A 24,331-nucleotide genomic window follows, 5' to 3' on the forward strand; every position below is an offset into this window, starting at 1 on the left:
CCACCGAAAGGAGCACGCAGTGAGCACCGAAACCACCTCACCCGAGACGTTCAACGATTCGCATGTGCTGGATCCAGCAGCCACCACGCTCTCCCAGGAAGCCATCTCCACCGAGATCGCCGACATCCACGAGGCCTACCGCCAGTTAGTTGTTGACGGGAAGAAAGCCGAGACGCAGCCGCGCATCGACTTCGCTCCCTACCGCTCCTCGCTGCTGCGCCACCCCACCAAGAACCTGCACCACGTGGACCCCGAGACCATTGAGCTGCACTCCCCCGCCTTCGGTGAGCGCGACGTGCACGCCCTAGAATCGGATCTGACCATCCAGCACAACGGCGAGCCGATCGGCGAGCGCATTGTGGTCGCCGGGCGCGTACTCGACGGTGACGGACGCCCGGTCGCCGGCCAGCTGGTGGAAATCTGGCAGGCCAACGCCGCCGGACGTTACATCCACAAGCGTGACCAGCACCCTGCCCCGATCGACCCGAACTTCACCGGTGTGGGTCGTGCGATCACCGGTCCCAATGGCGAATACTCCTTCACCACCATTAAGCCGGCGCCCTACCCGTGGAAGAACCACCACAACGCCTGGCGCCCGGCGCACATCCACTTCTCGCTCTTCGGAACCGACTTCACCCAGCGGATGATCACCCAGATGTACTTCCCGGGCGATCCGTTGTTCAGCCTTGACCCGATTTACCAGGCGATCACCGACAAGGATGCCCGCGACCGGTTGGTCGCCACCTACGACCACTCGATCACCAGCCACGAATGGGCCACCGGCTACAACTGGGACATCGTGTTGACCGGGTCCAACCAGACCTGGATGGAAGACGAAGAGGGAGATCACTAACATGACTCAGTCACCTAACACCGGCGCAGCCGCACTGAAACTGGCTCCCACCCCGGGACAGACCATCGGCCCGTTCTACGGTTATGCCCTTCCCTATGAGAAGGACAACGAACTGGTCAACCAGTCCCGCCCCGGCGCCGTCCGCCTGCACGGCGTGGTCACCGACGGGGCCGGGACCGTCATCCCCGACGCACTGCTAGAAATCTGGCAGCCCGACGAGGACGGCACTATCGTCTCCAAGGACGGCTCGCTGGTGCGCGACGGCTACACCTTCACCGGGTGGGGCCGCACGGCAGTGGACAACGTCGGGCACTACACCTTCACCACGCTGAATCCCGGAGCCACCGAGGCCGGCAAGGCACCGTTCATCATGCTCACTGTCTTCGCCCGCGGCCTGCTCAACCGCCTGTTCACCCGCATCTACCTGCCGGAGGACACCGCGGCACTGGCCAACGATCCGCTGCTGGCCTCACTGGACCCCCAAGCGCGTCAAACGTTGATCGCCACCCGCGAGGAAGATGGTTCGTTGCGCTTCGACATCTCGCTGCAGGGCGAGGGCGAAACCGTGTTCCTGTCCTACCCGCGCGAGTCGTAACACTCGCTCCCTCAAGTGCCCCCGAGCGCCGGGGACTCGCCGTTTCCACCCCCGAACCGGGATGATGGTCACGGTGAGTTCCCGCGTTGCGGGGGCTTTGGCGGTTCATTCCCGCCATCTAGCTTCGCCAGCCACATCAACAGACCTCCAGGAGAATCACCGACCATGTTCCCGGCCGATTACGGACTCTTGACCCCAGCGTGGGCGGCGACGCCCGTATCAGATACCACCTCGGATACCGCCTTCGCCCAGGCAATGCTCGACGTGGAGGCCGCCTGGGTCAAGGTTCAGGCCGACGCCTCGCTGTGCAGCGCCGCTGATGCCCAAGCCGTCGCCGATATCGCCAAGGTTGAGCTTTATGATCTGGCCGAGTTAGCCGGCAAGGGTCCGGATGGGGCCAACGCGCTGATCCCGCTATTGGGCATGATGCGTGCGCAACTCACCGCTTCCGGCGCCCCCGCGACCGCTGCAACCGCACTGCACCGCGGGGCCACCAGCCAGGACGTGATCGACAGTGCCCTGATGCTCATGGCAGCCCGCTCCATCACGCTGATCCGCGCCGACCTGCTAACAGCCGGTGTAGCGCTCTCCGAACTCAGCGCCGCACACGCCACCACCCTGTGTGTGGCGCGCTCCCTGACCCAACATGCGCTGCCCACCGTCTTCGGGCTGCGCGCAGCAAACTGGCTCGCCGCCCTCACTGCGGCCGTGCGCGTCCTTGATGCCGTGTCCCTGCCTTTGCAATGGGGCGGGGCGGTGGGCACTCTGGCCTCACTGCACCAGCGTCTGGGCACCTCTCTTCCGTACAAATCCGAGCATTCCCTGGCCGAACGGGCCCACCAACTGTCCACCGCTCTGGCTACGGAACTTGGCTTGGGCGTCCCGGTCGCCCCCTGGCACACGGTGCGCCAACCGGTACTGAGCCTGGGTTCCGCGCTGGGTTCGGTCATTGCAGCGGCCGGCACCTTCGGCGCCGACGTACTCACCGCTTCCCGTCCGGAGATCGGCGAGCTGTCCGAACCGCGCGAAGCCGGCAAGGGTGGATCTTCCGCCATGCCGCAAAAACAGAACCCCGTTCACTCGGTACTGCTGCGCAACGCCGCATTTGCCGCCCCCGCCCACGTTGGAACGCTCTTCACCGCCGCCGGTACCGCAGTGGATGAACGTCCAGACGGCGGCTGGCATGCAGAATGGGCTCCACTGCGCGAGCTGCTCCGCTTGGCTGGCGGCGCCGGGCACCACGCAGCGAGACTGGCCGCGGGACTAGATGTTCACCCCGAGGCCATGGCCCGGAATATGGCCCTGTCCGGGGACCTTTTGGTATCCGAGCGTATCTCGGCCGTGGTGGCGCCCTTGGTGGACGGCGGCAAGGCAGCGGTGCAAGAGCTGGTCCTTGAATCCTTGCGCACCGGCACCCCCCTGCGTTCACTGTTGCTAGGAGTCCTGCCCTCGGACATGGACAACCACGTGTTCCTGGATGACCTGCTGGACCCGGCCGGCTACCTAGGCTCGGCCACCGACTTTATTACCCGTATTCGCGACGATTTCAACGATTGGAAGGTCTCATGAGCATCCCTACCCTGACCCCATCACTGCTGCATGCAGCACCGGAACTACCCACTCTCATTCTCGGCCCCTCGCTGGGCACCGGTTCGCTGGCCCTCTGGGGACCGGCCGTGCCGTACCTCAAGGACAACTTCCAGCTGGTGGCCTGGGATCTTCCCGGACACGGCGAATCGGCTCCGTCCACCGAGGAATTCTCTATGGCCGAGCTGGCCGCGGGCGTCATCAACATGATCCAGGCACTGGAAACCGATCAGGTCATCGCCGCTGCCGCACCACTGTTTTACGCCGGTGTATCCATTGGCGGCGCCATCGCGCTGCAGCTGGCTAACGATTTCCCCGGCGCCTTTGCCGGGCTCTCGGTCATTTGCTCGGCAGCAAAGATCGGCACCCCAGAGGGCTGGAAGGACCGCGCGGAACTCGTGGCCAAGGCCGGCACTCCGGTCGTCGTGGCAGGTTCTGCCGAACGCTGGTTTGCCCCCGGTTTCATCGAAGCCAATCCAGTGATCTCCACCGACCTGCTGCACAATCTGCAGGATGCGGACCGCTTTGCCTATGCCCATGCCTGTGGCGCACTGGCCGGCTTCGATTTGCGTGAATCTCTGGCCACCATGAGCGACCCGATCCTGGCGATCGCCGGCGCCCACGACTCGGTCTGCCCGCCGGCAGATGCCCAGTTCATCGCGCAGCACACGCAAAATGGCCAAGCCGCCACCGTTGATACCGCCGCGCACCTAGCCCCGGCCGAAGACCCGGCAGCCACCGCCGCACTGCTGAACGACTTCTTCGCCTCGATCACCACGGAGAAAACCGCATGAGCAGCGCCGATCGCCTCCCTGGGGACACCTATGATGCGGGCTTAACCGTCCGCAAGCAGGTCCTTGGCACCGAACACGTGGCCAGGGCCACCAACAACTCCAACGAATTCACCGACGAATTCCAGGAAATGATCACCCGCTATGCCTGGGGCACCATCTGGACCCGCGATGGCTTGGAGCGCACCACCCGCAGCGCCATCACGCTGACCGCGCTGATCGCCGGCGGCTATTGGGAAGAGCTCGAAATGCACGTGCATGCGGCCTTGCGCAATGGCATGACGGCGAACGAGATCAAGGAAGTCTTCCTGCAATCGGCCATCTATTGCTCGGTTCCGGCAGCGAACACCGCGTTTAAGATCGGCAAGAAGGTCTTGGCCGAATACGCGGAACAGGACGCCGCTGCGGCCGAGTAAGAGCTTTTGCACAGCGGTATGAGAAGGGATCTGGACGATGAAAATCGTGCGGATCTCTTCTTTTTTCTTCCGTGTCATTTCGCTCCCTGGCAACCAGCGGCGTACTCACGGATCCGGCGTACTCACAGATAAATTGGGTTCACCGGGTTGCTGGTAGCACACTGCTTTCCACCACAAAACAACGTCCTTCAAAGTGCGCGCTGGTTTTGGGGAAGTAATCGCGGCCACGTGCGGTTGTGCAAAGGGACAGTCAGATTTTTTTCCGCGAAAGGAACCCCATGACCATTCTCGTCACCGGCGCCACCGGCCAGCTCGGCCGCCTTGTTGTTGAAGCACTTCTCGAAAAGGCCGTGCCCGCGGACCAGATCGTGGCCGGTGGTCGAAACCCGGCCAAGTTGGCCGAGCTTGCAGCTCTGGGTGTGCAGACCCGCAGCATCGATTACTCCGATCCGGCATCGCTGCGCGAGGCATTCACCGGCGTCCACAAGGTCCTGTTGGTATCCGGAAATATCCCCGGTTCCCGGGTCAGTCTCCACCTAAACGTCATCGAGGCTGCCAAGGACGCCGGTGTGGAATTACTCGCTTACACCAGCATTCCGAATGCCGACTCCAGCACCATGGCCCTGGCCGTCGACCACCAGGACACCGAGCGCGCGTTGAATAACTCGGGGCTGCCCGTCGCCCTGTTGCGCAATGGCTGGTACCTGGAAAACTACACCGACCAGTTGGCCGGCTACCTACAGCACGGGTCGGTGTTTGGTTCCGCCGCTGAGGGTGCACTCAACGGCGCCACCCGCGCCGATCTTGCCCAGGCCGCGGCGGCCGTATTGCTGGCCGATGACCAGGGCGGCACCATTCACGAGCTCGGCGGAAGCGACAGCTTCACCCTTGCCGATCTGGCTCAGGAAGTTACCGCCGCCACCGGTCAGTCGGTGACCTACCAGGACCTGCCCGAGGAAGATTTCTCCCACGTGCTCATCGGCGCCGGCGTTCCCGAAGCTTTTGCCAGGATCTTGGCCGACAGCGATCGCGGCATTGCCCGCGGCGACCTGCTGGTCCAGGGCAATGCCTTGGAGACTCTGCTCGGACGCCCGGCCACCACGCTGCGTGAGGCAGTACAGGCGAGCGCTTCCGTTGCGGCAGTGACCCAGCCAGCCAGCTAAGTCACCCGCGTATCGTGCGGCGGCCTCGGAACCACTAGGTTCCGAGGCCGCTGCAGCTTTGGCCCTGGAATGCCCTGCCAGCGTTGAGGCCGCCGCTTACTGCCCAAGATCCTCGGGGACACGCGACCACGTTGCATCGTCCGAGTTCGCATCCAGGCATTCCCACGTAAGGGAATCGAGCTGCAGCCGAGCCTCGTCGGTGAACCAATAGGTCTGATCCGGGTTCCACCCTGCCACCATGCTGGCGCGTTCCGCATCCACCTCGATGGATTCGCCAGCCGTCAACAAGTATGCGGCAACACCCAGGTGAACACCGTCGTAGTCACGGGCCATCTGCGAGAAATCGGGTATGACCCAGCGCCCCACACGGCCGGAGGTTCGGTACCAGTCGTGGCGCTTCTGCGCTGTGATCTCCAAGGGGTAGATGCTGCACAGCTGCGCCCAGGAATAAGCATCGACGATTTCGAAGATGCGGGCAGAGCTTGGCACCGTGACCGCCATCGATTCTGCCTTCTCCCACCCAAATCCGTCTTCGACACACCACAGCCCCACCGGAGACTCGTCATGGAACTCGCCGGTGGAATGTAGCAGAGCAGCCGGCGGCCTCGACCACCATTCCCCTCCCCAAGGGGCCTTGGGATCGAGGGGACGTTCAGCCTCCGCCCTCACTTCCTCGGTTAGCGCAGCATTTTGCCAGGCTTGCAGCACCGCAGCCGCGGGTTCTCCGCTCGGCGTCCAGCGACTCGGGGCATCAGCCTGCTGCCATTGCACAAACCATTGCCGATCGAGATCTACCGACGACATCCAATGCGCTGCATGCTCCGAATCGGCAAGATGTTCGGCGACCCTGACCAACTCGGCACGCACGGTTACCGAACCCGCGATCAGGTCGTGGCCGTCGGGCTCCTGCCAATAGCGCGCGGAATTAACGCTGTTGACCAAGGCCTTGCGCAGCAACTCCGCGGTGACCGGGAGAAGTGGGGTTTCAGCCAGCAACGCTGCAATCTCCCCCGGGGTGATGGTGGATCTTCGGCTGTCTTTGACAGCTGACCTGGAGTACACAACGGCATCTCCGCGTGCCGATTCCAGTGCGTAAGAGGCATCAAACAGACCGGCATGGAGCGGGAACTCTGTTCGCTCATGGAGCAGCACCGCTTCGGATTCCAGTGCGAACTCCAGCAGTAGCCGGCGGCCCCGCCGACCGCCAAGCAATGCATGAACCAGTCCCACGAGTGCTCCCTACGAGGATCCACCGGCCGCTCGTGCGCGGCTGTGCCTCCAACATACCCGGCCCTGGACTCCTAGAATGAAGCCATGCGCATCGCGATCCTTGATGATTACCAGAATGTTGCCCGTTCGATGGCCGATTGGGAGACGCTGAACGGCAAAATCAGCGTCTTCACCGAGTTCCTCGGGCACGACGACGATACCGTCTGCGAGACACTGCAGGACTTCGACGTGGTGGTGATGATGCGCGAGCGCACCCCGTTTACCGCGCAGCGGCTACGTCGACTGCCCGCATTGAAGCTGCTGGTTACCACCGGGATGCGCAACGCCGCCATCGATCTTCAGGCGGCGCTGGAGTGTGGCATCACGGTGTGCGGCACCTCCGGTAGCCCGGCCGCGGCAAGCGAACACACCTGGGCACTGATCATGGCGGCGGCCCGGCGTCTGGATCTCGAGCTTTTCTCCGCCGCGCGGCCGCGCACCGCCGACCAGCCCTGGCAGCAGAGCCTGGGCACCGAATTACGTGGAAAGACCCTCGGTCTTTACGGCCTGGGCAAGCTGGGCAGCCAGGTCGCGACGATCGGTCAAGCCTTCGGGATGCGGGTTATCGCCCACAGCCAGAACCTCACGGCCGAACGGACCACCGAGCTGGGTGTGGAGCTGGTCTCGCAGGAGCAGCTTTTTGCCCGCAGCGACGTGCTGTCCATCCACCTAAAACTCTCCGAACGCACCACCGCGGTGGTGGGTGCACAGCAGCTGGCGCTCATGAAGCCCGGGTCCATCCTGGTCAACACCTCGCGCAGCGCCATCATCATTCAGGACGCGCTGCTGGCGGCGCTTGGTTCCGGGGCTCCGAAGGTGGCGGCCATCGACGTTTTTGATGTTGAACCGCTGGAGGAAAACAATCGATTACTGCGAACTCCGGGGGTCATTGCCACCCCGCATCTGGGGTACGTGACGGAGGATCAGTACCGGATCTTCTATTCCGGCGCTCTCGAGGATATCGCCGCCTGGGCCGCCGGAACACCGATCAACCTGCTCACCTGAGCTTCGTCCTCAGTCATTCAACGGTGCAATGCCCAACAGGGCGTCCTTGACCGCGATCGTGCGCTGACGCAGCGCCTGTGCCACCGCGGCCACGGCCGGCTGACGCAACGAGTCGGGGCGCAGCACCATCCAATATGGCAGGTTTTCGGCGAAGTCCTCGGGCAGCAGGCGCACCAGATCCGGGTGGTGATCGGCCATAAAACAAGGCAAGAAGCCGATTCCGGCGCCGGCCCGCGTGGCCTCAACATGGACAAAAACGTTGGTGGAGCTCAGCGAGTCAAGCATCCCGGGCACCAGCCGTCGCGGCGCATCCAGATCGTCAACCTGCAGCATCGAATCAACAAAGTACACCAGCCGGTGTTGGCTCAGTTCCTTGATGCCGGCCGGTGAGCCGAACTCCTTGAGATAGCTGACCGAGGCATACATGCCCAAGGTGTAGTAGCCCAACCGGATCGCCTCGGCCCGGTGCACCTGGGGTTCACCGACCACCACCTCCAGATCCAGTCCGGAGCGGTGCTGTAATGCCCGTCGGGTGACCGTGACGATTTCGACGCTGAGGTTCGGGTGCGCACGGCGCAGTTGGGCGACCGCCGGCGCGATGATGAAGGCGCTAAAGCCGTCGGTGGCGGAAATACGCACCACCCCGGAAATCGCATCGGCTTCCGTCTCGCCCGCGTTGATGGTGGCCACAGCCGTTTCCACGTCCTCGGCGGCGCGCACGGCCTTGCGGCCCAGGTCCGTTAGCTCCCATCCACCCACGGTGCGCGCCAGCGTCCTACCACCGAGGCTCTTGTCCAATGCCGCAATTTGGCGCGAGACGGTGGTGTGGTTTAACCCCAGGGATTCGGCCGCCGTTGTAAAGCGTCCGGTCCGTGCCACGGCAAGCAGGACCAACAGATGATGGGGGTTCGGGGTGGTCCCGGAAACGTGGAGGTTCATATCTGCAATTGTGCACCCATTCTCTGCGCAACTGGTCATTGCTGCACACCGGTGCCCGTATCCATACTGAGTGAAGTCTTCCTGTGTAATGGATCACAGGACCCGTCTCGCAATGCCGATATCAACGCCGACATCTGCAGAACATAAGGAGCGCCTTGATGAGCACCAACAAGCTCAGCGATACCCCCGTCTCGGAGAAATCCGGGCTGAAAAAGATCGTGGCCGCCTCGATGGTGGGCACGGTGGTGGAGTGGTACGAATTCTTCCTCTACGCCACCGCCGCCTCACTGGTCTTCGGTAAGTTCTTCTTCCCGAACGCAGGCTCGGAACTCGACGGCATCATCGCGGCGTTCCTGACCTATGCAGTGGGCTTCATCGCCCGCCCGCTCGGTGGCATCGTCTTTGGCCAGATCGGTGACAAGCTCGGGCGCAAGCACACCCTGCAGGTCACCATCATCATGGTCGGCGTGGCAACGTTCCTGATGGGCTGCCTGCCCGGCTTCAACTCCATTGGCTACTGGGCACCGGCACTGCTGGTGATCTTGCGCTTCATCCAGGGCTTCGCCGTGGGCGGCGAATGGGGCGGAGCGGTCCTTCTGGTGGCCGAGCACAGCCCGAATAAATCCCGTGGTTTCTGGTCCAGCTGGCCGCAGGCCGCGGTCCCGGTGGGCAACCTGTTGGCCACCCTGGTGCTGTTGGGCATGAGCTGGATCCTCCCGGCCGAGCAGTTCCTGTCCTGGGGCTGGCGCGTGGCCTTCTGGGTCTCGGCCTTCATCGTCATCATCGGTTACTACATCCGCACCCACGTGTCCGAGGCACCGATCTTCCTCGAGGCCCGCGCCCAGGTTGAGGCCGACAAGGCCGTCAGCTACGGTGTGCTGGAAGTGGTGAAAAAGTACCCCAAGGGCATCTTCGGCGCCATGGGCCTGCGCTTTGCCGAGAACATCCTCTACTACATCATCGTGTCCTTCACCATCGTGTACCTGAAGACCGTGCATTCCTACGACACCAGCCAGCTCTTGCTGGCCCTGCTGGTGGCCCACGTCATCCACTTCCTAGTCATCCCGCAGGTTGGCCGGCTCTCCGATGCTCTCGGCCGCAAGCCGGTTTACCTCGCCGGTGCGATTCTCGGCTCCACTTGGGCCTTCTTCGCCTTCCCGATGTTTGATACACGTAATCCGTTGATTATCATCGCCGCGGTCACCATCGGCCTGTGCTTCCACGCCCTGATGTATGCGGGCCAGCCGGCGATCATGGCCGAAATGTTCCCCACCCGCATGCGCTATTCGGGTGTCTCGCTGGGCTACCAGGTCACCTCGATTGTTGCCGGCTCGATGGCCCCCATCATCGCGACGGCCCTGCTGAAAAACTACGGTTCCTGGCTGCCGGTGGCCATCTACGTTGCCGTGGCCTGTGCCATCACCGCGATTGCGGTGATCACGCTGAAGGAAACCCGCGGTGTCTCGCTGCACGATATCGACGACGCCGATGCCCGCAAGCACGGGTTGAACACCGCCCGGGTCGCCAGCTGAGCACCCACGAGTTCGACACCTGCACGCAATAGCACCACGTAAGGAACAGTTCATGACCCAGCAGCAAACCCCACGGATGAACCCCGCGCCCGCACAGCCGTTGGCGGGGCGGCGGGCCCTGGTCACCGGAGGTGCCAGCGGCATCGGTTTGGCCGTGGTGCACGCTCTGGCGGCCCGCGGCGCGCACGTCATCGTCGCGGATAGGGATCACACCGGCGCCGCGGCGGTGGCGGCGGAGGTCGGTGGGTCAAGCTGGGCTGTCGATTTGCTGGATCCGGCGGCGGTAACCGACGAGCGCCTAGCCGAAGAACTCGACGGGGTGGACATTCTGATCAACAATGCCGGGATCCAGCATGTGAGCCCGATTCAGGACTTTGACCCGGCGGAGTTCCGCAAGATCATGACCCTCATGGTGGAGGTCCCGTTCCTGCTGATCCGCGCGGTCCTGCCGAAGATGTATGCGCAGGGGTTCGGCCGGATCATCAATGTCTCCTCGGTGCACGGGCTGCGCGCCTCCGCGTTTAAGTCCGCCTACGTCACCGCCAAGCATGGACTCGAGGGACTTTCGAAGGTCACGGCGCTGGAAGGTGGCGAGTTCGGGGTGACCAGCAATTGTGTGAACCCCGGCTACGTGCGGACCCCTCTGGTAGAAAAGCAGCTGGCGGACCAGGCCCGGGTCCACGGCATCGGTGAAACCGAGGTGTTGACCAAGATCATGCTGACCGAAAGCGCCATCAAGCGGCTGATCGAGCCGGACGAGGTCGCCTCGCTCGTTGCCTGGTTGGCCAGCGATGAGGCGGCCATGGTGACCGGTTCCAGCTACACCATGGATGGCGGCTGGTCTGCCAGTTAGCCGCTCCCCAACACAACAGCGGTCCCGGACTAGCGCCAATGCGCTGGTCCGGGACCGCTGTTGTGTTGCATGAGGGGCGCCGTCACGGCATCCTGATTTTTAGCCGTTGGGCAGGCCGATCTGTCCAAAAAGCGACAGTCGGATCCTGCGAGCCTCGCTCATGTGTTGACTCATGAGTTCCCGCGCCGCGGAACCGTCGCGGCTGCGGATCGCCTGCACCATGTTGGCATGCTCATCCAGCGACTCGCCCCACCTAGAACCGATCGATAGCGTCGAGGACGGCGCATGGATCTGGTGTGTGGCCAGGCGGTCCAGCAGATCCTTCAGAATCGGGTTGTGCGCAGCACTCCAGAGTGCCGAATGAAAATCGATGTTGGTCCTCAGGCGTGTCCGATCATCGGGCTCCGACAGGGCTCGATCGCGTTCGACCAGACCTTCGAGCCGAATGAGGTCCATCTCGGTGCGTGCCGCGGCAGCTTCCAGCGCGGCCTGCCCTTCGAGCAGTATCCTCAGGTCGTAGACCTGCATGAGCTGTTCCGGGGTGATGTCCCGGACCTGGAGACCTCGGGTCCCGCGTTCAAGCAATCCCTCCTGCGCCAGCCTGCCCAGCGCCTCGCGCACCGGAGTACGCGAAACGCCGAAGCGTGAGGCCAGGGCCACTTCCTTGAACGCGGTGCCCGGACGGTGGGAGCCATGCAATATTTCGGCACGCAGTTCGGCATGGATCGTCTCCGAATCAACCTTTGCCGCCATCTGAACCCACCTCCGCCCCCATTCCTGGGGGCTCCGTCGTAATTTCTTGCCTAGGCCAGCGTACCGGCACGGCGCCCGAACACGACTCCGGCGGCCAGCCCGGAGCCACCGGGGTAGTTCGCGGAGAAGAGCCCGCCGAGCATTTCGCCGCAGACGTACAGTCCGTCGATGTGCTCGCCGTTCTCGTTCAGCACCCGTCCGTGGGTGTCGGACTTCAGGCCACCGAAGGTGAAGGTGATGCCACAGGTGACCGGGTAGGCGTAGAACGGGCCGGTCTCCAGGGGCATGGCCCAGTTGCTCTTCGGCGGGGTCACCTTGGCAGCGCGGCCATCGAGCACGTTCGGGTCGTAGGTGATCGAGGTGTCGATGGAGTCGTTGAACTCGCTGACGGTCTTGGACAGGGCGGCGGCGTCCACGCCCAGCTTGTCCGCCAGTTCCTCAATGGTGTCGGCGATGACCTCGGAGATGCCGGGCATCTCGTACTCTTCTGCACGCAGCATGGGGCGCAGCGACGCGTCAAAGACCTGGTAGGCGACGGAATCCGGCTGCTGCAAGATGACCCGTCCGTACTTGGCATAGGTAAGGTTGCGGAAATCCGCGCCCTCGTCCAGGAAACGCTCGCCACGGTTGTTCACGATGATGCCCAACGGGTAGCTCTGGCGAGTCAGTCGGTTGGTCAGCTCACGATTTGACTCGTTTTTTGCGGTGAAGGCATCCCACTGCACGGAGTGGCAGGTTCCCCAGTCCCCGCCCTTGACCGCGCCGGCGGCCAGACCGGCGTTGATCATCTCGCCATGGTTGAAGGCGGTGCCACGGATTTTGGCGTTCTGCCAGCCCTCGCCGAGGTGCTCGCGGCGCATTTCCGGGTTCGATTCGAAGCCTCCGGCCGCCAGGATGACGGATTCGGCGCGCAATTCCTGCACGCTTCCGTCCTCGCCGCGGACCTTGACGCCCTTGGCCACGCCATTCTCGAGAATGATGTCAAAGACATCTTGTCCGTAGCGGACCTCGGTGCCGAGCTTTTCGGCGACGGCGACGTGGTCGGCCATCAGACCCTCGCCGCCGCCGACGTTACCCACGTGCAGGCCGCCCCAGAAGAGGAAGGTGCCGTCCTCGCGTTCGTAGGCCTGGCGCTCGTACATCAGGCGGTACTTCAGGCCCAGGCCCTGGAGCCAGCGCAAGCCCGGTGCGGCCTCGTTGACCAAAACCTCGGTCAGCTCCGGGTCGTTGCGTCCCTCGGTAACCTTCTTGAGGTCGGCCGCATAATCGGCGGCGGAGTACGGCGGAACCTCGGAAACGGCGTGGCGCTCGTCGGCTTCGATGAAGTCGCTCAGGTCCTCGATGCCGTTGTGGGCGATGCGGGTGGCACCGGCGGTGTAGTAGCTGTTGCCACCAAAGAGCTCGCGTGGTGCCTTCTCGAGCAGCAGCACCTTGCGGCCGCGTTCGGTTGCGGCATGGGCCGCGGTGAATGCGGCGTTGCCGCCACCAACGACGATTACGTCGGCCACGTTTGCGGCGCCTACTTCAGTTGCTGTGCTACCCATCGTGCATCTCCCTGTCCGGACCCCGCTCGGAGCCTTCTGGATACGAGTGTATACACAAATATACAAAGAGCGCTACCCCTCCGAAATACATCCGGACTTACTTTTGCGGGCGCACTCCCGAGCCGATCCAGCGGTAGCGGTGTTCCGGACGCCCCGGGGCGCCATACTTCGCACGCAGTTCGGTCATCCCGCGCCCGGTCATCATCTCCAGGTATCTCCGGGCGCTGACTCGCGAGATTCCACAGATTTCGGAGATCTCGCTGGCCGAGAGATCCCCGGCATCACCCGCCTTCAATGCCTCGCGCAGCGCCTGGCCCACCAACTGGACCGTCGGCTGAGAGAACCCCTTGGGCAACGGCGCGTCCGCTCGCTCGGCAGTTCCCGTCGAACGATCCTCGCGGCGCCTATCCGGGCCCCCGGCGCGGAGCATGGAGTCAATGTCGCCCTGGTCAAGTGTCGGACCACTGCGCTCCGCGGCCTCGGCTCTGGAGGTTCGAAACGCTTCGAGTCTGCGGTTGAAGTCACTCACGGTAAAGGGTTTGACGAGGTAATCATCAACGCCTCGGCCCACAGCGAAGCGCACGGTATCGCGCTCACTGGCGGCGGTAATCATGATGACACCCGTGTTGTACCCGCTGCCACGCAGATCTTCCAGCACCTGCAGGCCGTCCATGTCGGGCAGGTGCACATCAAGCAGGATCAGGTCGACGCGACCCTCCTCAAGGAAAGCCAGCACCGGTCCGCCGCGGTCCAGCACGCCCGCCACCACAAACCCATCCAACGCACCCACATAGCGGGAGTGGAGGAGTGCAATATCCGGATCGTCGTCGACTATCAATGCCCTGATCATGCCTGTTCCTCAGCTCGATGACCCGGCAGCATGCTGGCTGCGGACCAATTCCATTCCACGGTAATTTTGGCCCCGCCCAGCTCCCCGGTGGCAACCGACACCGTACCTGCACGTCGCCGGATGACCCGGTCAACCAGGGCCAGCCCAATGCCGCGGCCGACACCGGCCTTGCTACTCACCCCGCGACGAAAGATCTCCGCAACGGCATCCGAGGCAATGCCCGGCCCACTGTCTTCAACACAAATCATCAAACGCTCCGGTCCGGCACTCAACAGTAGCCGCACCGCTCCCCCATCACCCGCGGCCTCGATCGCGTTACTGAGCAGGTTTCCCACCACCGTCAGGGTGTCCTCGTCGGCCCGCCACCCCGGCTCGGTCTCGGACTCCGGATCCACCAGCAGCCGAACCCCTGCTTCGCGGGCCCCGGCAGCATTGGCGCCAACAAGACCCGAGAGCGCGGGATCCTTCAGCACCCCCGCGTCGACGCCACGGGCGGCTCCGCTGATTCGCTCCAGATAGGCCGCGGCCTCCCCCGGCTCGCCAAAGGACAGATAACCCGAAAGGACGTGCAATCGGTTGGCGAATTCATGAGCCTGCGAACTCAAGGCGTCGGCAAGACTTCGCTGACCCTTCAATTCGCGCAGGGTCGATTCCAATTCGGTCCGATCCTGAAGGGTCAATGTTCGACCCAGCGATTTACCCCCAGCCAGTGCCTCGCGACGGGTTGCCACCAGAATGCGCTCCCCCGAGAGGACATACTGGGTTTGCTCGGCCTCCGGGGCCTCGCTACTAAGCTGCGCATGGACGTTCGGATCGAGCACGTCCGCGGCCCTGGCACCCAGAACTTCACCGTGAAGCCCCAGCAATCGTCGAGCCTCGTCATTGACCAGGGTCAATCTACCCTCGGTGTCAACGCCCAGAACACCATCATGCACACTGAACAGCAGCGCCTGTTGCGACTGCAGCAAGCCCGCGACGGCCTCGGGCTCCACCCCATAGATCCGCCGGCGGACCACACGGGCCGTCAGCGCCGAAGCAATCGTTCCCAGCGCGGCAGCACCCAGGATCCAAGGGGCGACATCTCCGACGATTTCCAGCAGTTCCCCGCGGATCTCGCTCTGCAAAATCCCCACGGAGACGGTCCCGACGATTTTCCCCTCAAACCACACCGGCTCCTTGGCCCGCAGCGTCACACCCTGTGGCCCAACCTCTGTGCCGCGGAACGATTCCCCCGCTCGCACCGGGTCGTGATCCGATGACACCTTCTCCCCGATGCGCTCCGGATCCGGGTGAGCCACGCGAATCCCTGCCAGGTTCGCCACCGTGACGTACTGGACACCGGAAACCGACGTCGCAAGATCCGCGATCGGTGCGATCACCTCCGTGGCCTCGGGGCTGCCCAAATGCGATTGAACCGCCTCTTGGGCCGCGATTTGAACCGCCACCGTGTACACCCGATCGAAGGCGACCTCCTGAGTTCGATGATCTTCGAAGACCAGGATCACGACGGACACCGCGCCCATCAGCCCCAGCACGATTCCCAGCTGCATTGCCAGCAGCTGTGCCCGCCTGCGGTGTTTTGATAGGGATAACACGTCGATTCGGGCCCCTTCAATTTCTCGTTAACTTTGTTTTCTTTATTGTTCTTATGACCTAAAGCACATTTTCGCTGTGCTTTGCATCACTACTCTGACACCTTAGTGGTCGAGGGACCTGCCGATGACACCCGGTCCACCACCCATGAGATTACGGATGAAAATGAGCAAGAGCATAATCAAGAAGACCCTATACGGTGCCGTTGTCGCCGTCGTGGCAGGTCTGGCCCTGGTCAATGCGGCAGCAAGTGGTGGTGAGTCGACCGCACGGTCAAAGCTCGTCCTCATGGCTCCGGCAGCCCCCGGCGGCGGGTGGGACGGTTTTGCCCGCGAGTCGCAGCAGGCCATGAAGTCCGGCAGCGTCGTTAACAACGCCCAGGTCGTCAACGTCCCGGGCGCCGGTGGAACCATCGGCTTGAGTCAATTTGTCCAGATGGAAGGCCGTCACGACATGATGATGGTCACCGGCGGCGTCATGGTTGGTGCCATTGAGCTCTCCAATTCCGAGACGACCTTCGAGGACATCGTTCCCATTGCCCGGCTCGCCGATGACTACGCGGTGCTGGTAGTTCCCGCCAAATCTGAATTCAAAACCCTCGATGACTTCACCAAGCAGTGGAAGGCGAATCCCGGAGGAACATCAATCTCCGGCGGCTCGCTGGGGTCCATCGACCACCTACTGACCGGCCTGGTGGCACAAAAGATCGGCATTGATCCGATCAAAACCAACTACATCGCGTATTCCGGTGGCGGCGAGGCACTGACCTCGATGCTTTCCGGAACGACCGTCGGCGGAATGTCGGGCTACAACGAAGTAGCCGATCAAATCGAATCCGGCAGCCTGCGCGCCCTAGCAATTTCCTCGGAAGAGCGCCTGCCTGGTGTGGAGATCCCCACCTTCAAGGAACAAGGCGTCGACGCGGCGATGGCCAACTGGCGCGGTGTCGCCGCGGCGCCGGGCATCACCGAGGAGCAAAAGCAGGAATTTGTGGACATCGTTACCGAATACCGTCAGACCGAACACTGGCAGGATGCGCTGGAACGCAACAGCTGGACGGACAGCTTCATGACCGGTGACGAATTTGAAGAGTTCATTGACTCCGAGGTCGCCGTGACCAAGGAAATCGTGGAAGGGCTGGGACTGTGAAAACCACCAACGACTCCACCGCCACCGTGCGGAGCGCAGAGGATTACCCGGTGCGTATCACCGGCTTCTGGTCGGGTCGAAGCGAGCTAATCGTCCCAGCGCTGGTCTTCGCGCTGGCCGGCTTCCTCACTTACGGAACTGCGACCATGGACGTGATGGGCACCAGTATTCCGGGACCACAGTTCTTCCCCACCATCGTTTGTGTGCTGCTGTTCGTCGTGGCGTCCATCCACACGGTGCAGATCCTGCGCACTCGTCGCTTCCCCCAGGAGGAAAGCGAAGGGCAGAACGCCGACTTCTCCACCGACTTGCTCGGCGACCTCGCCGACACGGAGCGCAGCTCCATCTATGGGGCAACTGCTACGCCGTCGGCCACCGGAAAGCGGAAGGCCTACTCAGACTGGAAGACCCTGGGCATGACCGTGGGAGCAATTGCCGCGTTCATCGTGGCACTGCCCATACTGGGCTGGATACTCAGTGCAGCCGGCCTGTTCTGGGTCATCTGCCGCGCGTTGGGAAGCCGACGCCCGCTATTTGACCTCAGCGTCGCCATTCTCTTTTCCTCGGTCATTCAGCTGGCCTTTAATGCCGGGCTCGGTCTCAACCTGCCCTCAGGTTTCCTGGAAGGACTGATCTGACATGGATTCTATTTCCCTGCTCATGGAGGGCTTCGCGCAGGCCCTAACACCCATAAATCTCATGTGGGTGGTGATCGGTGCGATCCTCGGAACCGCCGTAGGCGTATTGCCCGGACTCGGTTCGGCCATGGCCGTCGCCTTGCTGCTTCCTATTACCTTTTCGCTTGATCCGACCGCGGCATTCATCATGTTCGCCGGCGTCTACTTCGGTGGTCTTTTCGGGGATTCGACCTCCGGAATTCTGCTTAATACACCAGGCAATTCATCCGCCATCGCCTCCACCTTCGAGGGCCATCGCATGGCACTTGATGGCAGAGCGGCGAAGGCCCTGGCCACCGCGGCCATGGGAGCCTTCATCGGCGGTCTCATTGCCACCACGGTGGTCGTTTTCTTCGCCCCGGTACTCGTGAAGATGGCAACTGCATTCGGTCCCGCCGAATACTTCGCACTCGCGGTCTTCGCTTTCCTCGCCATTTCCTCGGTGGTCTCCGATTCCGTGGTCAAGGGCCTGATGTCCCTGGGCATAGGTCTGGTCCTCGCCCTGGTCGGCGTGGACGGCCCCTCCGGTACGCCCCGCTTCACCCTCGGTATGCCGCAGCTCTTCGACGGCATGTCCATCGTGGTGATCACCGTCGGGTTGCTGGCACTGGGTGAAGTCCTGCATATCGCCTCACGTATCCACCGCGACGGCACCGCCGTCCGCATTGAATCCAAGGGCCGCCCGCGCCTGGAACTCAGCGACATCCGTCGGGCCATGCCCGCTTGGTTGCGTGGCACCGCATTCGGCGTTCCCTTCGGCGTTATTCCCGCCGGCGGTTCCGAGGTTCCCACGTTCATGGCCTACGGCCTGGAAAAGAAGCTCGCTGCCCGCAATGGAGATACCGATTTTGGTAGCACCGGGTCAATCCGTGGTGTTGCTGCCCCGGAAGCCGCGGCGAATGCCACCGCCGGCACCGCCATGGGAGCGCTTCTTGCTCTCGGCCTGCCTACCTCGGCAACCGCTGCCATCATGTTGGCCGCCTTCCAGCAGTATGGGATGCAGCCGGGCCCGTTGCTGTTCGAACGCAGCGGTCCAATGGTCTGGACGTTGCTCGCGTCACTGTTCATCGGTCTGGTTGTCCTGCTGGTCCTGAACATGCAGTTCGCTGTGCTCTGGGCCAAGCTGCTGCTCATCCCCCGTCATTACCTCTACGCGGGCATCGCGGTGCTCTCGGTACTGGGTGTCTACGCGATCAGTTCTTCTATCATCGACCTGTGGATCTTGTTGGGCGTGGGCCTGCTGGGCTTCATGATGCGCCGCTACAAGTTCCCACTCGCACCGGTACTGATCGCGGTCATTCTTGGCCCGCTGGCCGAGACGGAATTGCGACGCGCACTCACGGTCTCCGAAGGCAACCTGTCGATCCTGATCGACAGCCCGGTCACCATGGTGCTCTACGGACTGCTGGCCATTACTCTGGTGATCACCGCCATCCAGCACGTGCGTCACAGCAGGGCCGCTCGAAGCACGGCACCGAAATTCGATGCCGATAGGCTCGGCGTCTAGGCACAAAAAGCCAACACGAAACGCCCCTCAAGAGGGAGGGCTTCACGGTTTTGAACCGTGAAGCCCTCCCTCTTTGCTGCCCAAGGATGCCATCGAGGTCCGTATGCCAACCGTGATGAACGTTGGCGCCATAGATCCGGGCGAAAAACGCTAGATGGTCCGTGGGGCCTTGGCCAGTTTATTCGTCAGTTCCTCCACATTCTGACGCAGCCCATAGGCCGGACGGTCACGTTCCACCCGCCAGCTCTCGGCCAGCGGGCCGATATTAACTGTGTCGAAACCGAATTCGTCGTAGAGCCGGGTGATCAGCGCCGCCGCATCCTCGTGGTCGCTCGCGGTGGCTAAGGCACGGCGATTTTCGGTGCCGGTTGGCGTCCCCGTCGTGGTGATTTCCGCCGCGCCGATGTGGTTAAAGCCCTTGGCCACCTTCGAATCACTCAGGTGTTCCTGGATCAGGCTTGAGGTAGTGGTTTCACCGGCATCCAGTGCCGCGATGTGCCCGTCGCGCTCCCAGTAGTAGTTGATCGTGTCGATCACGATCTTGCCGGACAGCTCCTCGACGGGAAGGTCCTTGTAGTGACCCAGCGGAATGGTGACCACTGCGAAGTCGCCCGCTGCCCCGGCCTCGGCCGCGGTGGCTGCCCGCGCCTTCGGTCCGAGTTCGGCCACCAGGTCCGCGAGGGTTTCTGGCCCACGCGAATTGCCGATGACCACGTCATAGCCCAGCTCTACGGCCTTGCGTGCAACCTGGGATCCAATGTGTCCTGCTCCGATGATTCCTATGCTTGTCATGCCGGTTCCAACGACGCTCTTGGAGACAGCATTCCCCTGCGTCGCCAAGTTACGCCGAGGACGTAAGATGCCGGGGCGTAAAACAAAGCGGCAGAGTTGGGACAGCGCATTACGCCTCGGCAACAGCCATCGCCTAAGCTTTCACCGTCCCGTGATTGACTGCCTAAGACAGGAAATACGGTGGCCAGCGACGCAAAGGAACGGACATTTCATGGCATACGGCGAGCTCAACACCGCTTCCGGGGTACCCCTGTACCGCCAGATTAAAGAAATCTTGCGCCGCGAGATCACCGATGGCATTGCCGATCCACAAAAGCCGATGACCGAAGCCCTTCTACTCGAGCGCTTCGAGGTTAGCCGAGCACCCATCCGTCAGGCACTGGCCGAACTGGCATCCGAGGGTTACGTCTTCCGCAAACAGGGCAAAGGAACATTTCCGGTTACCGGCACGCGGGTCCAGCGGCCCGCAGATGTCCGCTCTGGAGCCCTCTACCAATACCTCTCCGACACCGGCCTTCACCCCACGGGTCAGGTCTCCGGTATCGAAAGAGTTCAGCCGCCCGAAAAGTTACGCGACCTCTTGGGGCTGGAGCCTCACGAACTACTCTTACATTTCACTCGATTGATCTCCGTCGAGAACCAGCCCTTGGTCGCGGCAGACGTCTACATCCGGGCACCGAAGGATTTCCACCCCACGGGTGCGGAACTTGAGGAACGCGGCTCCGCGTTTGAATTGCTGGAAAAGCAGTTTGGGATTGCCCATATTCGCGCCGAGCATGAGGCTTGGGCGACAGCAGCAACGCCCGAACAGGCCGCCATCTTTGGGATTGCTGCAGGAAGTCCACTTCTGGTCATCGAGACCATTTTCTACACCACCGGCGATCTGCCGGCCGGTTGGCGTTCGGCCGTGCACCAGGCCGAGAACTTCAAGTACAAGTTCACCACCAACCGCTAAATAGCCTTTTTCGCGTCTGACCTCTTCCTTCCGACGAGGTCAGATGAATTGTAGCGCCCATCACCCGATCGCGTGACCTGAGTCGCTTTGACTTTGACAAGACACCGTGTAAAGCTAGTTGACAGGTAATCGAGGTCACATGGGCGTGAGACGCGGACTACAGCCGATAGGCAACAAGCTCTCAAATACCCTGCCAACCAACTCGATTGCCTTGCCTGCACCGAGTTCGGCGAGGATTCACTCCAGAGGTCGCGGTGCATGATCCTTCCCAGTGCGCCACTCCAAAATGGAGCGACGCTGATGAAAGGTTGTGCCGATGATGGATACAACAGCACCCACCGCCACCGTCAATACGGTCCTCGGTCCAATTCCCGCCCATGAGCTCGGCGTCATTGCCGCGCACGAAGCGCTACTTTCGGTGGTTCCCGGAGCACAATTTGCTCCGGATATTTCCATGGATCGAGCGGAGATCTTCGAGGCATTGGCCACCAAGCTCACTGCGTTCCGTGAGGCCGGAGGCAAGACCATCGTTGATTCCACCGGCATGTTCCACGGCCGTGACCTGCCGCTCTACGAGGCACTGTCGCGCAGTACCGGCGTGCACATCATTGCCTCCACCGGCATGGGACCGGAAGAGAATCTTGGTGGGTACTTCCTCACCCCACAGACGAACCCGCCAACGCCGTGGCCGGCCGAAAAGTTCGCCGAACTCTTCTCGCAAGAAATCACCGAGGGCATGGTCATCCCGCGACTCGAGCGCCGCGCCGCTGCGGGCATGGTGACCACCACTGCCGCAACAACAGGCATGACCCCCACGGAAGAATCACTCTTCCGTGGCGCGGCACGGACCGCGGTGGCCACCGGGGTCCCACTCACCATCCGATTCGGCGCCGAGGCGCTGACCGATCTAAACATCGTGCTGGACGAAAATCTACCCGCCGAGCGCGTACTCGTGGCCTCCCTCGATCGCACTGACGCCAAGGGTGCAGCCCTCGAGGTCGCCCGCCGCGGCGCCTACGTCGGACTTGACCACGTTGGCACCAATGATGACGCCAGCTACCTCAACGACACCGAACGTTCAGCCCTGGTCATGGAACTGGTGGCCGCCGGCTTCGCCCAACAGATCATTCTCTCCTCCAATGCCATCGGTGTTGCCAAAGGTCAGGCCGACACCACGGTGGCCTTCGAACACGTACTGGGCACCTTCGTTCCGCAGTTGAAGAACCTCGGCCTCTCGGACGCCGATGCCGCCGCCCTGCTCGAATCGAATCCGCGCGAGCTGCTCACGGTGCGCTAAGCCCCGCAGCCAGCCGCAAGAACCCAAAACTTTCTATTTTTCAAAGGTGACTGTTGTGTCAAAGGTAAACACGGTACTGGGAACCATCCCGGCCGAAGAATTGGGACTCGTAGCCATCCACGAGCACATCGGCTACGGCATGCCCGGATCCGAACTGGACTCCAAGTGGTGGAAGACCCCCGAGCAGCGCTACGCGGAGACCGTGCCGAAGCTGCGCGCATTCCACGAGTACGGTGGCGGCACCTTCGTGGATGCCACAGGCATCTGCAACGGCCGAGACATCGACTACTACAAGTCGCTCTCCGCAAAGACTGGCGTGAACATCATCGCCTGCACCGGTTTTGTCGGTGGCGACACCGCGCTACCGCATTTCGCCCGCGCCTCGGTGGAATATCTGGCCGAGGTCTTCGTCCACGAAATCACCGTCGGCATCGGGGGTACCGGCTCAAAGGCCGGGGTCATCAAGGTCGGAGTCTCCCGCGGCGGCAAAATGACGGAGCTGGATAAGCGCATCTACCGCGCAGCTGCCCGCGCCTCGGTCATCACCGGTGCGCCGATCCTGACTCACCTGGCCATCGATGTGCAGCCGGCCATGGATATCTTCAACGACGAGCGTCTACCCCTCGACCGAGTCCTCTTCGGCCACGCCGATGACGGTTTCAACGCGGATAACACCCCGGACCTGTACATCGCCGAACAGGGCGGCCGCGTCGGCTTCGACACCTTCGGCTACGAAACCGAGCTGGAAGATCCTCCGTTCTGGGCCCGTCCGCGCCAGGACCGCCTCGATCACTTCATGCGCTTCCTCAACGCCGGGAACATTGACAAGGTGCTCGCCGGCGTCGACGCCAACTGCTCACCCCTGGGCTGGCCCGGCGTCAAGGGCCACACCGTGAACTACATGTTCGAGGACCTCATCCCGGACCTGCGCAACGAGGGGCTGGGAGAAGCGGAGATCACCAAGATCTTCGTCACCAATCCTGCCCAGTTCCTCACGCTCCAAGCCTAGTTTTCTTGGCCATCCCTTCCCCCTCACGCTTCTCGGGAATCACTTCCCACCCCACGAAAGAGACATCATCATGAAGGCAACGGATCTTCAAAACCTCAACATCGCGATCATCGGAGCCGGTTACGGCGGTGCCGCGTCGGCCAAAGCCCTAAGCCTGCTTGGAGCCACGGTCAACGTCTATGAACAGGCGAGCAAGATCGGCGAGGTCGGTGCCGGCATCGGTCTGCGTCCCTCGACCATGGATCGCTTCCGCCAGTGGGGCAGCTTCGAGGCCATCGCTGCCGTCAGCTCGCCGAGCGACACCTTCGAGATCCTCACGGCCGACAACAATCCGATCATGGAAGAAGCCTGGCCCGGGATCAACGACTTCGAGGTTGAAACCAAGACCCATCTGATCCACCGCGGAGACTTCATCGACGCACTGATCGGCGTCCTGCCCGAGGGCATGGTCCACCTCGGCCACAAGTTGATAGAAATTCAGGATCAGGGCGCCACCTCCGTGCTCACCTTCGCCAACGGCACCGTGGTCGAGGCAGATCTGGTCATCGGTGCCGACGGCATCAAGTCGGTGGTGCGCAAGGCACTGTTTGGCGATAACCAGCCGGTCTTCTCCGGCGAGCACGCCTACCGCGCGGTCATTTCCATGGAGGAAGCCGCAGACATGATCAACGATGACAATCTGCGGATGTTCATTGGCCGTGGCACCAAGGTCTACCTTCTGCCATTGCGCCACCGCAACCAACTCTCCTTCGACATCACCGCACTGTGCCCGGACTCCACCTGGGCCCCGGAGGTCTCCAAGGAACAGCTGTTGGCCACTGTGGCAGGTTTTGATGAGCGCATCGTGGCGATGGCGCGGAATTTGGACATGGACACCGTCTCCATCCGCGCCGTGTACGACATCAACCCGGTGGACAGCTGGCACACGGATTCGGTGGTGATCATGGGCGACGCCGCCCACGCCATGCTGCACCACCAGGGACAGGGTGCCAACTCGGCGATCATGGACGCCGGCGCTCTGGCCGACGCACTGCTTGAGGCCGATTCGGTCGCCGAAGCCCTGGCCCTGTTCCAGGCGACTCGCAAGCCGGTGACCGATGAGCTGCAGCGCATCTCGCGTTCGGGCTGGTCCGAGGACGAGCTCAATGAGGTCTTCCCCGGACAGAAACCAGCATCCCAGTCGAAAGTAGAGGTCTAAGCTC

23 protein-coding genes are annotated in these 24,331 nt (G+C 62.6%); 16 read left to right on the forward strand and 7 right to left on the reverse strand.

The window, feature by feature from the left end:
• Window positions 1-19: 19 nt before the first annotated feature.
• The 6 genes from pcaH to KUF55_RS17275 all read left to right on the forward strand — a co-directional run bounded on the left by pcaH (window position 20) and on the right by KUF55_RS17275 (window position 5,405).
• Complete coding sequence (pcaH, locus tag KUF55_RS17250; RefSeq protein WP_168150888.1) at window positions 20-853, forward strand: protocatechuate 3,4-dioxygenase subunit beta; 834 nt, start codon at window positions 20-22, stop codon at window positions 851-853.
• 1 nt (window position 854) lies between these two features.
• Window positions 855-1,448 carry a protocatechuate 3,4-dioxygenase subunit alpha gene (pcaG, locus tag KUF55_RS17255; RefSeq protein WP_218817444.1) on the forward strand — a complete coding sequence of 198 codons (594 nt, stop codon included), beginning with the start codon at window positions 855-857 and terminating at the stop codon, window positions 1,446-1,448.
• Between the two features lie 165 nt (window positions 1,449-1,613).
• Window positions 1,614-3,017: a lyase family protein gene (locus KUF55_RS17260; protein WP_218817445.1), complete on the forward strand. Its 1,404-nt coding sequence runs from the start codon at window positions 1,614-1,616 to the stop codon at window positions 3,015-3,017.
• Window positions 3,014-3,829: an alpha/beta fold hydrolase gene (locus tag KUF55_RS17265; RefSeq protein ID WP_218817446.1), complete on the forward strand. Its 816-nt coding sequence runs from the start codon at window positions 3,014-3,016 to the stop codon at window positions 3,827-3,829. Before KUF55_RS17260 ends, KUF55_RS17265 begins: the two co-directional genes overlap by 4 nt.
• Window positions 3,826-4,242 (forward strand): 4-carboxymuconolactone decarboxylase, encoded by a 417-nt coding sequence (gene pcaC, locus KUF55_RS17270; protein WP_218817447.1) that lies wholly within the window; start codon window positions 3,826-3,828, stop codon window positions 4,240-4,242. Before KUF55_RS17265 ends, pcaC begins: the two co-directional genes overlap by 4 nt.
• Window positions 4,243-4,520: 278 nt before the next feature.
• Window positions 4,521-5,405 carry an SDR family oxidoreductase gene (locus tag KUF55_RS17275; RefSeq protein WP_168150893.1) on the forward strand — a complete coding sequence of 295 codons (885 nt, stop codon included), beginning with the start codon at window positions 4,521-4,523 and terminating at the stop codon, window positions 5,403-5,405.
• 96 nt (window positions 5,406-5,501) lie between these two features.
• Here the strand turns inward: KUF55_RS17275 and KUF55_RS17280 are convergent, their stop codons facing one another.
• Window positions 5,502-6,635, reverse strand: a complete 1,134-nt coding sequence (locus KUF55_RS17280; RefSeq protein ID WP_218817448.1) for a hypothetical protein — start codon at window positions 6,633-6,635, stop codon at window positions 5,502-5,504.
• An 84-nt stretch (window positions 6,636-6,719) separates the two neighbouring features.
• On the opposite strand from KUF55_RS17280, the gene KUF55_RS17285 reads away from it, so the two are divergent.
• Window positions 6,720-7,679, forward strand: coding sequence for a D-2-hydroxyacid dehydrogenase family protein (locus KUF55_RS17285; RefSeq protein ID WP_218817449.1), 960 nt, complete (start codon window positions 6,720-6,722; stop codon window positions 7,677-7,679).
• Window positions 7,680-7,688: 9 nt separating this feature from the next.
• On the opposite strand, the gene KUF55_RS17290 is transcribed toward KUF55_RS17285, so the two are convergent.
• Window positions 7,689-8,618, reverse strand: a complete 930-nt coding sequence (locus tag KUF55_RS17290; protein ID WP_255557142.1) for a LysR family transcriptional regulator — start codon at window positions 8,616-8,618, stop codon at window positions 7,689-7,691.
• Window positions 8,619-8,776: 158 nt separating this feature from the next.
• On the opposite strand from KUF55_RS17290, the gene KUF55_RS17295 reads away from it, so the two are divergent.
• Both KUF55_RS17295 and KUF55_RS17300 read left to right on the forward strand, forming a co-directional pair.
• Entirely contained in the window at window positions 8,777-10,150 is a 1,374-nt protein-coding gene (locus KUF55_RS17295) for an MFS transporter (RefSeq protein WP_218817451.1), read from the forward strand.
• Window positions 10,151-10,202: 52 nt separating this feature from the next.
• Window positions 10,203-11,003: a 3-hydroxybutyrate dehydrogenase gene (locus KUF55_RS17300; protein WP_255557143.1), complete on the forward strand. Its 801-nt coding sequence runs from the start codon at window positions 10,203-10,205 to the stop codon at window positions 11,001-11,003.
• 99 nt (window positions 11,004-11,102) lie between these two features.
• On the opposite strand, the gene KUF55_RS17305 is transcribed toward KUF55_RS17300, so the two are convergent.
• The 4 genes from KUF55_RS17305 to KUF55_RS17320 all read right to left on the reverse strand — a co-directional run bounded on the left by KUF55_RS17305 (window position 11,103) and on the right by KUF55_RS17320 (window position 15,745).
• On the reverse strand, window positions 11,103-11,756 hold the full coding sequence (locus KUF55_RS17305; protein ID WP_132360509.1) for a GntR family transcriptional regulator: 654 nt from the start codon (window positions 11,754-11,756) through the stop codon (window positions 11,103-11,105).
• 50 nt (window positions 11,757-11,806) lie between these two features.
• A complete protein-coding gene (gene tcuA / locus KUF55_RS17310; protein ID WP_218817452.1) occupies window positions 11,807-13,300 on the reverse strand; it encodes an FAD-dependent tricarballylate dehydrogenase TcuA in 1,494 nt (497 codons plus the stop codon).
• A 97-nt stretch (window positions 13,301-13,397) separates the two neighbouring features.
• Window positions 13,398-14,150, reverse strand: a complete 753-nt coding sequence (locus KUF55_RS17315) for a response regulator (RefSeq protein ID WP_218817453.1) — start codon at window positions 14,148-14,150, stop codon at window positions 13,398-13,400.
• A complete protein-coding gene (locus KUF55_RS17320) occupies window positions 14,147-15,745 on the reverse strand; it encodes an ATP-binding protein (protein ID WP_218817454.1) in 1,599 nt (532 codons plus the stop codon). The genes KUF55_RS17315 and KUF55_RS17320 overlap by 4 nt, the downstream gene beginning before the upstream one ends.
• Window positions 15,746-15,908: 163 nt before the next feature.
• Here KUF55_RS17320 and KUF55_RS17325 point away from each other — a divergent pair, with 163 nt between their 5' ends.
• Genes KUF55_RS17325 through KUF55_RS17335 form a run of 3 tightly spaced genes read left to right on the forward strand, consistent with a single transcriptional unit; the run spans window position 15,909 to window position 19,076 of the window.
• Complete coding sequence (locus tag KUF55_RS17325) at window positions 15,909-16,892, forward strand: tripartite tricarboxylate transporter substrate binding protein (protein ID WP_218817455.1); 984 nt, start codon at window positions 15,909-15,911, stop codon at window positions 16,890-16,892.
• Window positions 16,889-17,530 carry a tripartite tricarboxylate transporter TctB family protein gene (locus KUF55_RS17330; RefSeq protein WP_218817456.1) on the forward strand — a complete coding sequence of 214 codons (642 nt, stop codon included), beginning with the start codon at window positions 16,889-16,891 and terminating at the stop codon, window positions 17,528-17,530. The genes KUF55_RS17325 and KUF55_RS17330 overlap by 4 nt, the downstream gene beginning before the upstream one ends.
• 1 nt (window position 17,531) lies before the next feature.
• On the forward strand, window positions 17,532-19,076 hold the full coding sequence (locus KUF55_RS17335) for a tripartite tricarboxylate transporter permease (protein ID WP_218817457.1): 1,545 nt from the start codon (window positions 17,532-17,534) through the stop codon (window positions 19,074-19,076).
• Between the two features lie 150 nt (window positions 19,077-19,226).
• Here the strand turns inward: KUF55_RS17335 and KUF55_RS17340 are convergent, their stop codons facing one another.
• Window positions 19,227-19,868, reverse strand: coding sequence for an NADPH-dependent F420 reductase (locus tag KUF55_RS17340; RefSeq protein WP_218817458.1), 642 nt, complete (start codon window positions 19,866-19,868; stop codon window positions 19,227-19,229).
• Window positions 19,869-20,079: 211 nt separating this feature from the next.
• Between KUF55_RS17340 and KUF55_RS17345 the strand changes: the two genes are divergently transcribed.
• The 4 genes from KUF55_RS17345 to KUF55_RS17360 all read left to right on the forward strand — a co-directional run bounded on the left by KUF55_RS17345 (window position 20,080) and on the right by KUF55_RS17360 (window position 24,327).
• Window positions 20,080-20,823 (forward strand): GntR family transcriptional regulator, encoded by a 744-nt coding sequence (locus KUF55_RS17345; RefSeq protein ID WP_218817459.1) that lies wholly within the window; start codon window positions 20,080-20,082, stop codon window positions 20,821-20,823.
• 316 nt (window positions 20,824-21,139) lie between these two features.
• Entirely contained in the window at window positions 21,140-22,120 is a 981-nt protein-coding gene (locus KUF55_RS17350; RefSeq protein ID WP_218817460.1) for a phosphotriesterase, read from the forward strand.
• A 55-nt stretch (window positions 22,121-22,175) separates the two neighbouring features.
• On the forward strand, window positions 22,176-23,129 hold the full coding sequence (locus tag KUF55_RS17355; RefSeq protein WP_218817461.1) for a phosphotriesterase: 954 nt from the start codon (window positions 22,176-22,178) through the stop codon (window positions 23,127-23,129).
• 70 nt (window positions 23,130-23,199) lie between these two features.
• Entirely contained in the window at window positions 23,200-24,327 is a 1,128-nt protein-coding gene (locus KUF55_RS17360; protein WP_218817462.1) for an NAD(P)/FAD-dependent oxidoreductase, read from the forward strand.
• Window positions 24,328-24,331 lie beyond the last annotated feature (4 nt).

It is taken from the genome of Paeniglutamicibacter sp. Y32M11 (genome assembly GCF_019285735.1).
GTDB lineage: Bacteria > Actinomycetota > Actinomycetes > Actinomycetales > Micrococcaceae > Paeniglutamicibacter.